This is a genomic window from Deltaproteobacteria bacterium, assembly GCA_021737785.1.
Lineage (GTDB): Bacteria > Desulfobacterota > DSM-4660 > Desulfatiglandales > Desulfatiglandaceae > AUK324.
In genome coordinates, this window is the sequence record JAIPDI010000005.1 from 57,873 (window position 1) to 71,923 (window position 14,051).

Below are 14,051 nucleotides of genomic sequence, written 5' to 3' on the forward strand. Positions count from 1 at the left end.
CGCTACTTTCGAATACCGAGTTCCTGAATCAGTGTCCGGTATTTTTCCACATTTTTTCTTTTCAGGTAATTGAGGAACCGTCTCCTCTGGCCAACCAGCTTCAATAAGCCCCGTCGTGAATGATGATCTTTCTTGTGAATCTTGAAATGATCGGTAAGGTATTGAATCCGTTTGGTAAGTAAGGCAATCTGGACCTCGGGTGAACCGGTATCCTTTTCATGGATCTTAAACTGTTCAATAACTTCCTTTTTTGCTCCCGCTGACAGAACCACTTTTCGTACCTCCTGTGTATTATATGAATTGCGACCTCATGTTTTTGGCGCAGCGAACTGCCCCCTGCCCCTTGCCGTCTGCGCTATAACGAAAACACCCTCTCTATATTGACCCTGCCGCGACCGCCGCCATTCCCGGGCGCGACATGTAGAATCGCAGCGAGCCTGCCGTCACTGACAAGCTTGATCCATCCGTTACAAAAATCCGATTCGATGCCGTTCGTGCTGTCACACCCCGCCATCAGTTTTTCCCAGACCGGTTGGCACCCCTGCCGCACCTTTTCCGCCGTACTTGAACTGACATTAATTTCCCCCATATGAGGAATCGCCTCCCGCATGGGAATGATCCTCTCAGCCAGGGAGGGACCGGCGGTGCCACGATCCATTTCTGCCGAGGAAAGCGCCGTTTCGACATCAAAGGGCCCGCTCTTGATCCTGCGAAGAGATGAAAGCCGCCCGCCCGGGCCCAGGGCCTTCCCCAACTCCGAACCGATACTGCGGATATAGGTCCCGCTGGAGCACCGGATATGGAGGCGGATGTACGGGAGATCAATGGACAGGACCTGAAGGGAGTGGACCGTAATCTCCCGTGCCATGAGGTCTACGGGCCGGCCCTTTCTCGCCAGCTCATAGGCCCGCTTCCCCTTAACCCTGATCGCCGAATAGGCCGGCGGCACCTGATGAAGCTTCCCTACAAACCGCTTTGCTCTTTCCCGGACATATTCCAAACTCATATCCGGCACGGCAGCAGTGGCCACCACCCTTCCGGTAAGATCCAGGGTGTCTGTTTCAACACCCAGTTCAAGGATTGCCGAATACACCTTTTCACCCGGCATAATGAACTGGGAGAGTTTGGTCCCCTGACCCAAAAGGACGATGAGCAATCCGGTGGCAAAGGGATCCAGGGTCCCCGCGTGCCCGACCTTTACCCTGCCTGCATCCTGGAATGCGAACCGGATCTTCTTGACCACGCCGTGGGAGGTTTCACCCCTGCACTTATCGATCAAGAGTATCCCGTCAGTCGCAGGTCCCATTCAAACACCGTTCGGCCTCTTTCAGAAAATCCGTCAGTGCAGCCGTCGCAGGGCCGGAATAGGTGAATCCGGCAGCCTTGGCATGTCCTCCGCCCCCGAACCTGGAGGCCAGCCGGGCCGCGTTCAACCGGTTGTTGGAGCGGAGGCTGAACTTGTACGCGTCCGAGGCGGTTTCGCGGATCAGAACCCCCAGCTCAACTCCCCTGACGAAACGGGGATAATCCACAAATTGTTCGCTCTCCGCCTCATGCGCCCCCGCCTCTTCCAGCATCTTGCGGGTCAGCATCATGACGCCGACACGCCCCTCATGATGGAGCTGGATGGTGCCCAGGGCCATTTTAAGGAGTCGAAGGCGGGACATGCCATAATTGTCCATCACCCTTCGGGATATGTCCCAGGGGTCCGCACCCCGCTCCACCAGATCCGCAGCTGCTCTCAAGGCCGAGGCACTGGTATTGGCATATCTGAAAGAACCGGTGTCCCCCTGTATGGCCGCAAAAAGGTTCCCGGCCACATCCGGGTCGATGGGCAGGCCGGCCGCCTGAATCACCCCGAAAACCAGTTCGCCCGTAGAAGAACCCTCCGGTTCGACGAGGTTTATGGCCCCGAATCGGTCGTTGGTTTCGTGATGATCGATATTGATCAGGGTCAGACGGGCCTCTAATTGATCGGCAATGTTTCCCAGTCTCTCCTTCTCTGCACAATCCAGAACCACCGCCACATCAAAAGTCGTGTCAGGGTCCACTCGGGAGACCACCCGACCCGCTCCCTTCAGGAAACTGAGGGGAGGGCGGAGCGGCGCCTGAGTCAGAAGCGTCGCCTCTTTTCCCGCATCGGAAAGGCTCTTTCCGAGGGCCAGCATGGAACCGATCCCGTCCACGTCCGGATCCTTGTGGGTCATTATGAGAAGGCGATGCGCGTCGGTCAATACGGCAGCTATGGAATCGAGGGGGGTCACGAAGGGCCTTTTTCGGATGCGCCTATCTCCTCGAACACCCGTTCCATATGGCTTCCCTCTTCCAGGGAGCGGTCGTAAACGAACAAGATTTCCGGAACGTAACGCAATTCCATTCGGATCCCGATCTGTTTCTTGATAAAGCCCCTGGCGCTGTTGAGGCCTGCCAGGGCTTTTTCCGCCTTTTCCTCCCCGCCCAGGACACTGTAAAACACCTTTGCCTGTTTGAGGTCGTTGCTGAGCCGGATTCCGGTCAGGGTAACGCCCTGAACCCGGGGGTCTTTGATCTTTTCCAAGAGGAGAAATGCCATTTCCCTCAGGATCAGGTCTCCCACCCTCACGGCGCGCTTCCCTACTGCCATTCTCGCTCCTCAATTCCCAAAATTCGGCATCACAGATTGATAATGTCCATTTCCGTATTCACGATCTGTGCAAGGCAGAGGTCGTCCAGGAAACCGAGTATGTGATTCAAAGATGAGTCGATGTGACGCCGGTCATTGCCTACGGCACAGATTCCCAATTCGATTTTCTGCCACTTGTCATTGGCGCCGACCTCTGCGATAGAGACATTGAACCTGGCCTTTACCTTGTCCACCATGCTCCTGACCACCTTCCGCTTTCCCTTCAGCGAACGGTTGTCAAAAAGCATGAATTCTATCTTGAGGGTCCCCACCACCATATATTAGAGCTCTGCCGCCACCTCTTTGACCTCATAGATCTCAAAAATATCAGCGGGCTTGATATCGCTGAAATTTTCCAGGCCGATGCCGCATTCATAACCGCTCTGGACCTCTTTCACGTCTTCCTTGAATCGTCTGAGAGACCCCAGCTTGCCGTCGAAAACAACGACGTCGTCACGCAACAGCCGCACGTTTGCATTTCTGTCCACATGTCCTTCGGTGACCTGACATCCGGCAACGGCGCCGATTTTCGGCACGCGGAATATCTCCCTGACCTCGGCCCGGCCGATCACGTGCTCCTCCAGGACCGGGGCCAGCAGGCCGGCCATGGCGAGACGGATATCATTAATGGCGTTGTAAATTACGTCGTAATACCGGATATCGACATTTTCCCTGTCCGCAAGTTCAACCACGCGAGGATTGCCCCTCACATTGAATCCGATAATAATCGCTCCTGATGCGGAGGCCAGCATTACATCCGATTCCGTGATGGCGCCTGTCCCTGCATGGATGATATTCAGCTTGACCGCATCGGTGCTCTGTTTGACGAGCGACTCGGAAAGGGCCTCTGCAGATCCCTGGACATCGGCCTTCAAGATAATATTGAGTTCCTTTATATCTCCCTTATTGATCCTGTCGAAGAGGTCGTCGAGACTGACCGGTCCACGCCTCGCCAGGTCCTGCTTCTGGGGTTTGGTCTTTCGATGGTCAATGATCTGTTTGGCGGTCTTTTCATCCTTTACCACAATGAATTCATCCCCTGCCATGGGTACGCCCGTAATGCCGTACAACTTGACAGGAACGGACGGACCGGCCACTTTCATCTTCCGCCCCCGATGATCCAGCATGGCCCTGACACGACCGAAATAATCCCCGCAGACAAACTGGTCGCCCTGATTGAGGGACCCGTTTTTGATAAGCACCGTGGCCACAGGGCCGCGACTCTTATCCAATTCCGCCTCTATTACGGTGCCTCTTGCGTCTCTGTCGGGATTGCCCTTTAATTCGAGCATTTCAGATTGCAGGAGGATCAGGCCCAACAGGTCGTCGATGCCCTGGCCCGTCTTGGCGGAAATATAGGCCCACAGGGTTTCGCCGCCCCATTCTTCAGGCGCGAGATTCAGGTCGGCCAGTTCCCTCTTCACCTTGTCGGGTTCAGCCTCAGGCTTATCCATCTTGTTGACGGCCACAACAATCGGAATGCCGGCCGCCCTTGCGTGATTGATCGCTTCCTTGGTCTGCGGCATGGCCCCGTCATCCGCCGCCACCACCAGCACGATAATATCGGTGACCTTGGCCCCCCTCGCCCGCATGGCCGTAAAGGCCTCATGTCCCGGGGTATCCAGGAAGACGATATCACCCCCATCGGTCTTCACATAATAGGCGCCGATATGCTGGGTAATGCCCCCGAATTCGCCTCCGATAATATTTGATTTCCGGATATAATCGAGAAGCGAGGTCTTGCCGTGATCCACGTGCCCCATAATCGTCACCACAGGGGGTCGTGGCACCAGATCTTCGGGTCGATCCACCGTGTCTTCAAAGAGGGTCTTCTCCTCGAAGGTATCCAGTTCCAGTTCAAAACCGAGCTCCTCGGCGACCAACGATGCGGTCTCAAAGTCTATCGGCTGATTGACATTGACCATGGCGCCCATTTTGATGAGCCGTTTCATCAGTTCAGTGGCCTTTGTCCCCATGGCCTTGGCCAGATCGGTAACCGTCACCAGTTCCTGGACTCCGATCTTTCGCTTGATGGCCTTGGGAACCGTAATTTCGGTATGCTTCAGTTTCCGGACCACCTCTTTTCCCTTTTTGCCGGCCTTTGCCCCCTTGGGCCTTCGGGGCTTGCCGTTGTAGAGATCGGCCCGCTCATAGACTTCCTTCTTTCGTCGCCGGAATGTGCCCCGATCAGGCACCTCTTCGACCGCCCCCACCTTTTTTTCTTTCTTTTTCTTAAAGGCCTTCCCCTTCTTCGGTTTTTCCTCCTCTTCCTCGATCGCCGCTGCCGGGACCTTCGGCATCGGTGGTTCAGGACTTACGGCTGCGGCCTTCTCTTCAACCTGCTTGGCGAGCATGTCTTTCAGGGGTCCTTCTTCCGGCCGCATGATAATCCTGGCCGGCCGTTCAATCTTTTTCTTTTTCCCCTTCTTCGGTTTGGGTTTGACTTCCTCATCAGCCTTGACGACCGCTTCTTCTTCAGGGACAGCAGGTTCCGCCTCCTCGGGTTCAGGTTCGATCAGGGGGGGTTCTTCGGGAACCGGCATCTCTTTCTCTTCGGCCAACGCCGCAGGTGCGGGAGCAGGGGCCTCCGGTTCAACTTCCGCCTCGGCCTCCGCCTCAATAGGCCTTTCTTCAATTTCCGGGATCTCTTCCGGCTCAGGGGGCTCCTCCGGGGTAACTTCGGGGGGCACCTGCTCGACAACGACAACTTTTTTACGCCTGCGGATCACTGTCGGTTTGATCCGCTTTTCTACCACCACTTGTGACACAGCGCCGGAAAGGATCTCTTTTGCCTTCGCAACGGCCGACTCATCAAGAGTACTCATGTAGTTCTTGACGTCCAGCCCTCCGGCAACGAGTTTGTCCACCAAACTCTTGCTGTCCATGTCGAGTTCTCTTGCAAATTCATAAACCCTGACTTTAGCCATTGATTCCCCCAAAGCAATTCATTATGGTCTGCACACCGCCCTGATTTTCCGATTCACGGCTTCGGGCATTGTTGACGGCGCCAAAAAAATCAGGATCAACTGCAACAACGCCTCCCGTCCTGAATGCTCTCTTCAGCCGCTTGCTCGTTTTGAGGCGCCTGAGGCAGGAGTCATCGGGACACACGTAGGCGCCGCGGCCCGCGCCTTTCCCGTCCACATCCCGAATAATCATCCCATCTGCATTCAGAATGAGCCTGACCAGATCTTTCTTGTCCCGCCTGGCATCGCAGGATATGCATGTCCTTATGGGTATGTGCCCTTTTCCTCTACTCATCTGCAGTTTTCAATGTTTCGGATTCCCGATCGTCCTCCTCAGGAGCATCCTCCACCTGAGGAGTTTCCGACGATTCGGTTCCTGGTGCCGTTTCTGCTTCTTCGTGGTCGGCGCTCGCCTGCGGCACGGTCTCCCCATCCGTCTCCGATGGTTCCGATTCCGGGGATTTTTCTGCGTCTTCCGCTAATGATCCCTCCGGTTCCTCCCCTGCCGCTTCCTGCATCGGAGTTTCAGACGTCTCTGCATCCCGCCGTTCCTTAACATACCGGATGGCCTCATCAATGAGCGTCTCCGCCTTGGTCGCTGTCATCCCCTTAACGGCCAGGAGATCATCGACAGAGGCGCCGGCCACGTCTCCCACTGATTTGAAGTCGGCCTCATAGAGATCGGTTGCCCGCTTCTCGCCGATGCCCTCCAAGTCCAGGAGCGACCGGTATCCATCCTTGAGCGCAGTATTATAATTGGTTTCTCCGACAACATCCAGCCTCCACCCGGTCAGTCGGGAGGCCAGGCGCACATTCTGCCCCCTCTTTCCGATAGCCAGGGACAACTGGTCATCAGGGACCACCACCTCCATGCTGCGGCCGTCCTCATCCACAATCACCCGTGTGATATCGGCCGGGGCCAGGGCATTGCAGATGAATTTCGCTGCGTCAGGATCCCAGGTGACGATGTCGATCTTCTCCCCGCGCAATTCCTGGACCACCGCCTGGACCCGTCTCCCCTTCATGCCCACACACGCTCCCACAGGATCCACATCCTGATCTTTTGATGCCACCGCGATCTTGGCCCTGCTTCCCGGTTCCCGTGCCACCTGAACAATCTGAACAATACCCTCGGAAATTTCAGGGACTTCATTTTCAAAGAGGCTTGCCAGAAAATTGGGATGGGTCCTGGAAAGAATGATCTGCGGCCCTCGGCTGAACTGCTTCACCTCCAGAATAAATGCCCTGATCCGATCTCCCTGTCTGTACGCCTCCCTCGGGATCTGCTCCTTCTGCGGGAGTTCGGCCTCTGCCCGGCCCACATTGACAATGATGGCACCCCTGTCGAATCGCTGCACGATCCCGTTGAGGATCTCGCCGCGGCGATCTTTGAAATCCTCATAGACCATATCCCGCTCGGCCTCTTTCAGCCTCTGCATAATGACCTGCTTGGCAGACTGGGCCGCGATTCGGCCGAAGGCGTCGGTATCCATTTTGATCCCGAGGCTGTCTCCCAATTCAGATTCAGGGTCAATGTCATGGGCTTCCTCGAGGGAAATCTGAAGATGCTCGTTGGTCACCTCTTCAACCACTTCCTTGAATTCAAAGGCCTCAACCTCCCCGAGTTCCTCATTATAGTTGACTTCCAGATCGTAATCGGGGCCGAATTTCTTGCGAGCCGCCACTTTCACCGCTTCCTCGAGCGCTCCGATCAGCACATCCTGCTCAACGCCCTTTTCACGACTTACCTGGTCAATCACCCTCTTTAAATCTGAAATCATACTATTCGCTCCATCAGCACACTGAATTCTTTAAGGCCTTTGAAAGGCGGTCCTTGCCGCATTTTCCATTACATCACGATCTGTTCATCCCGGGCAGGATCAATGCTCTCAGGACAAATCAGACATGGGTCAAGAGGAAGACGGATTCGAAGGCCACTTATTCATTTTCAAAGTCATACACCAGATTGGCCTTTTCCACTCCCTCATAGAGAAGGAGAAATCGATCGTCGTTGGCAGCCAGACACAGCACGCCGTCCTCAAAGGAGTGTAATTTTCCCTTGAAATTCCGGCGGCCGTCAACAGGGGCAACCATTCGGATGTTGACGTTCTTTCCGACGGCATTGGCAAAATCCTTTTCCTTTTTGAGAGGCCTGTTGAGACCCGGGGATGAGACCTCCAGGACATACGGCTGTTGAAAAAGATCTTTCACCTCAATCAAATCCCCGATTTCCCTGCTCACCTGAACGCAGTCATCCAGGGTAATCCCCCCATCCCTGTCCAGGTAGATCCTGAGAATCCATCTTCCGCCTTCTGAAAGAAATTCCACATCGACAAGCTCGATGTCCATCTCCTCTAGAATCGGTTCGATAAGAAGGCTTACCTCTCTGACAGCCTGCGTATGCATCGTCCCATGATCCTGATAAAATAGGCGCAAGGCCTGAGGCCCAAGGGGAGTGGTTCTCAGCCTGCCCGCGGCATCTTCCACCGGGATTTTGGCGCCGGAGACCTGTGCCTGAAAATAAAAAAAAGCGGGCCACCCCGCCCGCTTCCCCACTGCAGACTCAATTGTAAAGCGCTTTATTACATAAGGTCCTTTGAGCAAAAACCGATAAGGAATTATGAAAACCAACGCAGTATCCGCAATTTGAAGTAGATGAACCGTCCCAAAACCGTTCAATAACCTCAAAAAGGGGGGATCAGGCCCGACCTGTCAAAAATAATGGAGCGGGCAACGGGGCTCGAACCCGCGACACCAAGCTTGGGAAGCTTGTACTCTACCAACTGAGCTATGCCCGCTTAATCCATCTTTCAGCCCGTTCGTTGTCGAGAAGATAATATAGTTAATCTTAGCAGTCAAGAGATATTTTGACCTTCCAAGACCCGTCATTGCAAAAAACTTGACATTCATCAGCGACAAAAATAAAATCTCTCCAAGACTTCCCATATCCGGGCAATCCTCTACAGGAGGCCTTTTTAAATTTTTCGAATCCCTGTATCCCTGATGGGCGCTGTGACCCGGAGAGGGAAAATGGATTTTTTACAGGGGTTTCGACAAGGAGACAAAAACACATTTGGAAGACGGCTCTGAACAGGGTTTTTTTCATTTCATCAAATCTTTGATCAAAAAAAAAATACGCCTTGACGACAGCAATGATCTGACGGATGAGATCCATGATCTCATGGACGAAGGGCAGGCAAAGGGGCTTATCACAAATGAAGAATCCCACATGGTCTACGGCGTGCTCGATCTCAAGGAGACACCCGCCCACTCCATAATGATCCCCCGGACAGAAATCTCCTCTGCCCCGTTGGATTCCACAGTAGGTGAACTCATCGACCTCGTTACCCGTTGCGGGCATACGCGGATCCCGATTCATAAAGACAACATCGATCAAATCGTCGGCATTCTTCACGCAAAGGACCTCCTTAAGCTTTCAGGCAAGGATCCTGAATCCAAAATCCCGGCGGATATTCTCAGGAAGGCCTTTTTTGTCCCCGAAAGCCGGAGGGTCAGCGATCTGTTGAAGGATATGCAGGAAACCACGGCTCACCTGGCCATTGTCACAGACGAATACGGGGGCACTGCAGGCATCATCACCATCGAAGATATTCTTGAGGAAATCGTAGGGGAAATCATGGATGAACACGACCATGAGGAAACCCTGCTGACCCGCCTCGAAGACGGCTCCCTGGTGGTGCACGCCCGGCTGGACGTTGAAAAACTGGGTGAGGCCCTCAATATGGAGCTGCCCGAGGGGGAATTCGAATCCGTAGGCGGATTCATCATCCACCTCCTCGGAAGAATACCGGAAACAAACGAAAAGATTCGATTCCGGGATATTGAAATGACCATCCAGAAGGGAGACCAGCGAAGGATCGAAAAGGTTCACGTCTTCCGTATGCCGCCACCCGGGGAAGTGGAGGAAGAAGCATCCGCCATTTCCGGTCATGGATAGCCCCGTCCCATGATGCCTGTGCCGAGACCGTCTCCGGTGTCCCTTCGCAACCTCCTCCTTGCAGCTCTATCCGGCGTCCTGCTGACGCTTTCGTTTCCTCCCGGGAAGTTTTCATTCGTGGCATGGTTCGCCCTGGTCCCCCTCCTGAAGGGGATTCAAGGCACTTCTCCTTTCAATGCCTTTAAATTGGGGCTTGTTTCCGGTCTCGCCCATTTCTTGACCCTCATTTATTGGATCATCGTGGTGCTGGAGCACTACGGCAACCTCCATATCGTTATCGCCCTGATTGCCCTCATTCTCCTTTCCCTCTACCTCTCTCTCTATATGGCCCTTTTTTCCACATTGGCATCCCGACTCACGGATACGGTTCTCTATTCCGTCATTCTGGGCGGATACTGGGTGGGCCTGGAATATCTCCAGACCCATCTGATGACCGGTTTTCCCTGGTGTCTTCTGGGATACAGCCAATATGAACACCTCCATATCATTCAACTGGCAGACCTTTTCGGGGTATACGGTATCTCCTTCCTCATTGTCTGTGTGAACGGCCTGATCTTCCGCATCTCCCTCAGGCCTCCCCGCCGAAACGGCAGGGTCCTCAAATGGGAACTTCCCGTTTCTGTCCTGCTCCTGGCAGGGGCATGGGTATACGGCCTTTATCAGCTCTCCGAAGCCCGGACCGGGGAAGAGGGGGGCCGCCCGGTGAAGGCCGCGGTCGTACAGGCCAATATCGATCAGTCTGTCAAATGGGATCCCGCATACCAGGAGGAAACCCTGCAGCGCTATTACCGGCTCACCCGCGCTACCCGGTCTTTCCATCCCGAACTGATCGTGTGGCCGGAGACCTCCCTCCCCTTTTTCTTTCAGGACCATCCGAAATTTTCTCCGGGCATTGTATCCCTTGCAGAGGAGTCGGGGGCCGTCCTCATATTTGGAAGCCCTGCATACAGGCGGGACAAGAGGGCCGTTCGCTATTACAACCGGGCCTACATGATCGCACCGGAAAGCGGGGACATTCTGTATTACGACAAGATCCACCTGGTCCCCTTCGGGGAATATGTACCCTTGAAAAGATATCTCCCTTTTATCCATCGCCTGGTGGCGGCTGCCGGTGATTTTGCCCGGGGAGAGAAATCAGAGGCGCTCAAGACAGGGGATCTTTCCGTGGGGGTCCTGATATGCTTTGAGGCGATTTTTCCGCAGTTGGCCGGGGAGCTGACCAGAAACGGGGCCAATATCCTTGTAAACATTACCAACGATGCCTGGTTCGGCATGACCAGCGCCCCGTTTCAGCATCTGAGCATGGCCGTGTTCCGGGCGGTGGAAAACCGCAGACCCATGATACGGGCCGCCAACACCGGCTTCAGCGCCTTGATCACCCCTACGGGCGTAATCCAATCCAAAAGTGATCTCTTTGTTGAAGCGGTCTTAAAAGATTCCATAACCGCGGGGGCGTTTCCCTTGACTTTCTACAGCCGTTTTGGAGACCTGTTTGCGGTGACCCTCCTCATCATCTCCGCCGCACACATCATTTACCATATCCGGACAAGACGGAGACGGAAGGCTGGTTAATCCGGATGCTGGATACTGGATGCTGGATAACGGACGCTGGACCTCAGACGCTGGGATGCTGAAATGCGGGCATGCGAAGAGGGTGGGGTTTCCGACCTCCGACCTCCGATGTCAGACCTCTGATCTTTGTTGCTGGATGTTAAGCTGGTAAGCTGATAAGCTGGTAAGACGATGGCTGATGAGTCGCTGATGAGTCGCTGTGGGGTCAGCAGCTGATAGCTGATGGCTGATAGCTGGTGAGCTGGTGAGCTGGTGAGCTGATAAGCTGGTGAGACGATGGCTGACAAGTCGATAATCTCTCAATGGCTCAATCCCGCTTTCCAGCGGAACTCAATAAACCCAGCGAACCCAACGAACCCAATAAACCCATAACCCCCTGACGCCTTGCGCCTAATGCCTTGTGCCTGATCTATGGACCAGAGCGAAAAAACAGGGTGTTCCATCCTTATTTTTCTGGCGGGCTACGAGATTGTGCATACCGTATTTTTTGAAACCGCCCAACTGAATAGGGGAACACTCCCCTACGCCATGGCCGGTGTGCTTTTGACCATGGCCATCACATTTGCCTTCTCCCGCTATGAACTTGCTCAGGGAAAACAGATCGGCTCACCCAGCCTCATGGCCGACGCCCAGCATATTCGCACCGATATGCTCTCATCCGGGGTCATTTTAGCGGGTCTGCTAGTCTCGATACTTGGATGGGACTTAGATAAATTCGCGGCCCTTCTGGTGGTGGTCCTGATTGCAAAGGCGGCCATCGCCATCCTGGTGGACGCCCTTCGTGTGCTGCTGGACGCCTCCATCGATTTCAAGACAATGGACCAGGTCAAGACGATCATCATGATAAATCCAAGGTTGTCTCCATCAATGCACTCTGGGGGAGAAAGTCCGGCCCCTATAAATTCATCGAGGCCGCTATCGTTGTCCAGGCAGGGAGTCTGGAGAGGGCCCATTTTTTCATCAGCAAGATTGATAAAGAAATCAGGGAAAAACTCTCCAATGTAGACCCCATCCTGATCCATTATGAACCCCGGAAAAAGGAGGTCATGACCTGCGCCATACGGCTGGGTGAAGACAAGGCGTCTCTGGCGGATCACTTCGGAAGCGCTCCCCATTTTTATGTGGCCTCCAAGAGGCAGAAAGACGGCGAACTCATCTCAGAGGCCTTTTACCATAATCCGTTCAGAGAGGATGACAAGGGGAAAGGAATCAAGGTGAGCGAGTGGCTCCTCGAAAAGGGCGTTGACTGGGTCTATTCACCAAAGGAATTGAGCGGACGAGGCCCGGGCTATGTCTTCTCTGACGCAGGGGTTGAGGTCATGGTCACGGATCTGAAACGTCTTGAGGATATTCAAGAGGACTTTCAAAAGACATAATGCACCGGAGAGATGAACTCTGGTTACCCCTTTCAAATCCATCGGTATCTCTTTTGCCCATGCCCCTAAATAAGAGTTTTATGACTCATTTTTTCGGGAGGGGTGGATACCTCCGCCATACCATTCTCCGGTGACGAGCCAAATTTCGCAGTAATAAAGCTATTCTGAGATTAAGGGGGGCGGGTAAAAGCAGACGATTTACCTCAAGCGATCCGGAACGCGATAGATGCTTTCCAACTCCGCCTTCACTTCGTCAAGGGTATGATCATTTCCAAAACCCTTACATCCTGTGGTCAGCGCATGTTTTTTTGATTTCGGATAATTTCTGCAGTGTGCAGGTTTGGTCTCATGGATCCGGCATTTATATGCGTCCTTTAGAGGCAGCTTCCGAAGCCATGGACATCGATCGACCTCTTCCCCTGTGTTTGGTCTGATCCAGAGGTCACCGAAGGCTTCCACGCCGTCAAAGTTGAAAATATCGACCCATCGCAGTATGTCCCACCGTTTTTCCCTTTTCCATCGATTGATATCCTCAGTATCGACGCTCGTGCAAAAGGCGTCAGACAGATCCCGGCAGCAATGCCCGCATTGGACGCATTGAAATTTTTCCATTTCCGTCTCAACATAAATGCCGGGTTCCCCATTACGCCCTTTCCCCGGCATCGCCTTCACCCACATGACCCATTCATAGATCGTTGCAATATCATCAAGTCTATCTTCCAGTTTCGGGATCATTGGAACAACATGACTTTTGAAGTCCCATTTAGCAATGAAATCGGCTCCTTCCATCCCCGGGCCCTGATGCCAGATCCCCGATTTCGTGAATTCTAACTCCTTCTCCTGGCAAGTGCTGGGCCAGGCTTCCTCTCCGGTCAAAAAGCCGTAAACTCTGGCAAACATCGCGAAATCAAGCCAGCCATTTGATGCTTCAACCAGATCCGCGAAGACCTTATGGATGGCTTCTTCGGCTGTATGGAATTGGATGTCTTTGTCGGCCATAATGGGCTTGCCCCATCTTTTATTATCGATTTGATTTAGATCATGAAACTGGCTGCAACCGGAGGATTTCATGACCATTGATCAATCCTACCCATATGTCAGAAGGTTTGTCCGACTGACCCACCACCACCATGAGAAAATAATTGAGTTCATGGTCCGATTTCAGAAAACATTCCTCCATCGAAGAGAAATCAATGTGTGACGGAAAGGGTGGATGCTGAGGATGAGTGTGCCAGTCTCCCACATAGTGTAAGCCCTTTTTGAAATAGCGGTCGATCTCCCTTTGGATGCGGCGTTTGTTGAGAAACAGTGAAAACCGCCTCCTGGTATCGAGCTTGTCAGGGCCTGTCGATGCTAATATTGAGACAGTTTTCGGGGTGATGGTCGCAAAGAGTTGCCCCCCTACTTCCTTCCGGTGGGGTAACACTTGCCTCTTTTTTAAGAAATGATCCAAAACGTTGTCTGAGAACTGAATTTCTTGTCTTTTTTCTGGGAGAATAAAGGTTAGCATAGCGGCG

At 53.6% G+C, this 14,051-nt stretch carries 15 protein-coding genes and 1 tRNA gene; 4 read left to right on the forward strand and 12 right to left on the reverse strand.

Annotation, left to right across the window (positions count from 1 at the left end; translation table 11 throughout):
* Window positions 1–2 precede the first annotated feature (2 nt).
* From rpsO to K9N21_04360, 10 genes are all read right to left on the reverse strand, one after another.
* Window positions 3–272 carry a 30S ribosomal protein S15 gene (gene rpsO / locus K9N21_04315; GenBank protein MCF8143126.1) on the reverse strand — a complete coding sequence of 90 codons (270 nt, stop codon included), beginning with the start codon at window positions 270–272 and terminating at the stop codon, window positions 3–5.
* Window positions 273–355: 83 nt separating this feature from the next.
* A complete protein-coding gene (truB, locus tag K9N21_04320) occupies window positions 356–1,306 on the reverse strand; it encodes a tRNA pseudouridine(55) synthase TruB (protein ID MCF8143127.1) in 951 nt (316 codons plus the stop codon).
* Complete coding sequence (locus K9N21_04325; GenBank protein ID MCF8143128.1) at window positions 1,290–2,264, reverse strand: bifunctional oligoribonuclease/PAP phosphatase NrnA; 975 nt, start codon at window positions 2,262–2,264, stop codon at window positions 1,290–1,292. The genes truB and K9N21_04325 overlap by 17 nt, the downstream gene beginning before the upstream one ends.
* A complete protein-coding gene (gene rbfA, locus K9N21_04330; GenBank protein ID MCF8143129.1) occupies window positions 2,261–2,623 on the reverse strand; it encodes a 30S ribosome-binding factor RbfA in 363 nt (120 codons plus the stop codon). The genes K9N21_04325 and rbfA overlap by 4 nt, the downstream gene beginning before the upstream one ends.
* A gap of 29 nt (window positions 2,624–2,652) precedes the next feature.
* Window positions 2,653–2,940: a DUF503 domain-containing protein gene (locus K9N21_04335; GenBank protein ID MCF8143130.1), complete on the reverse strand. Its 288-nt coding sequence runs from the start codon at window positions 2,938–2,940 to the stop codon at window positions 2,653–2,655.
* Window positions 2,941–2,943: 3 nt separating this feature from the next.
* Entirely contained in the window at window positions 2,944–5,589 is a 2,646-nt protein-coding gene (infB, locus tag K9N21_04340; protein MCF8143131.1) for a translation initiation factor IF-2, read from the reverse strand.
* Window positions 5,582–5,923: a YlxR family protein gene (locus K9N21_04345; protein ID MCF8143132.1), complete on the reverse strand. Its 342-nt coding sequence runs from the start codon at window positions 5,921–5,923 to the stop codon at window positions 5,582–5,584. The genes infB and K9N21_04345 overlap by 8 nt, the downstream gene beginning before the upstream one ends.
* Window positions 5,916–7,409 (reverse strand): transcription termination factor NusA, encoded by a 1,494-nt coding sequence (gene nusA, locus K9N21_04350; GenBank protein ID MCF8143133.1) that lies wholly within the window; start codon window positions 7,407–7,409, stop codon window positions 5,916–5,918. The genes K9N21_04345 and nusA overlap by 8 nt, the downstream gene beginning before the upstream one ends.
* 157 nt (window positions 7,410–7,566) lie before the next feature.
* Window positions 7,567–8,034, reverse strand: a complete 468-nt coding sequence (locus tag K9N21_04355) for a ribosome maturation factor RimP (protein MCF8143134.1) — start codon at window positions 8,032–8,034, stop codon at window positions 7,567–7,569.
* 316 nt (window positions 8,035–8,350) lie between these two features.
* Window positions 8,351–8,426, reverse strand: a tRNA-Gly gene (locus K9N21_04360).
* A gap of 275 nt (window positions 8,427–8,701) precedes the next feature.
* On the opposite strand from K9N21_04360, the gene K9N21_04365 reads away from it, so the two are divergent.
* The 4 genes from K9N21_04365 (at window position 8,702) to K9N21_04380 (ending at window position 12,534) form a co-directional block, all read left to right on the forward strand.
* Window positions 8,702–9,586 carry a hemolysin family protein gene (locus K9N21_04365; GenBank protein MCF8143135.1) on the forward strand — a complete coding sequence of 295 codons (885 nt, stop codon included), beginning with the start codon at window positions 8,702–8,704 and terminating at the stop codon, window positions 9,584–9,586.
* 9 nt (window positions 9,587–9,595) lie between these two features.
* Window positions 9,596–11,158 (forward strand): apolipoprotein N-acyltransferase, encoded by a 1,563-nt coding sequence (gene lnt / locus K9N21_04370; GenBank protein MCF8143136.1) that lies wholly within the window; start codon window positions 9,596–9,598, stop codon window positions 11,156–11,158.
* 411 nt (window positions 11,159–11,569) lie between these two features.
* A complete protein-coding gene (locus tag K9N21_04375) occupies window positions 11,570–12,163 on the forward strand; it encodes a cation transporter (protein ID MCF8143137.1) in 594 nt (197 codons plus the stop codon).
* A 41-nt stretch (window positions 12,164–12,204) separates the two neighbouring features.
* On the forward strand, window positions 12,205–12,534 hold the full coding sequence (locus K9N21_04380; protein ID MCF8143138.1) for a hypothetical protein: 330 nt from the start codon (window positions 12,205–12,207) through the stop codon (window positions 12,532–12,534).
* 198 nt (window positions 12,535–12,732) lie between these two features.
* On the opposite strand, the gene K9N21_04385 is transcribed toward K9N21_04380, so the two are convergent.
* Together K9N21_04385 and K9N21_04390 are read right to left on the reverse strand one after the other, a co-directional pair.
* Complete coding sequence (locus K9N21_04385) at window positions 12,733–13,269, reverse strand: YkgJ family cysteine cluster protein (protein ID MCF8143139.1); 537 nt, start codon at window positions 13,267–13,269, stop codon at window positions 12,733–12,735.
* A gap of 304 nt (window positions 13,270–13,573) precedes the next feature.
* The gene (locus K9N21_04390) at window positions 13,574–14,044 is read right to left on the reverse strand and encodes a Mov34/MPN/PAD-1 family protein (protein ID MCF8143140.1); all 471 of its coding nucleotides are present in this window, start codon (window positions 14,042–14,044) and stop codon (window positions 13,574–13,576) included.
* Between the last annotated feature and the right edge of the window lie 7 nt (window positions 14,045–14,051).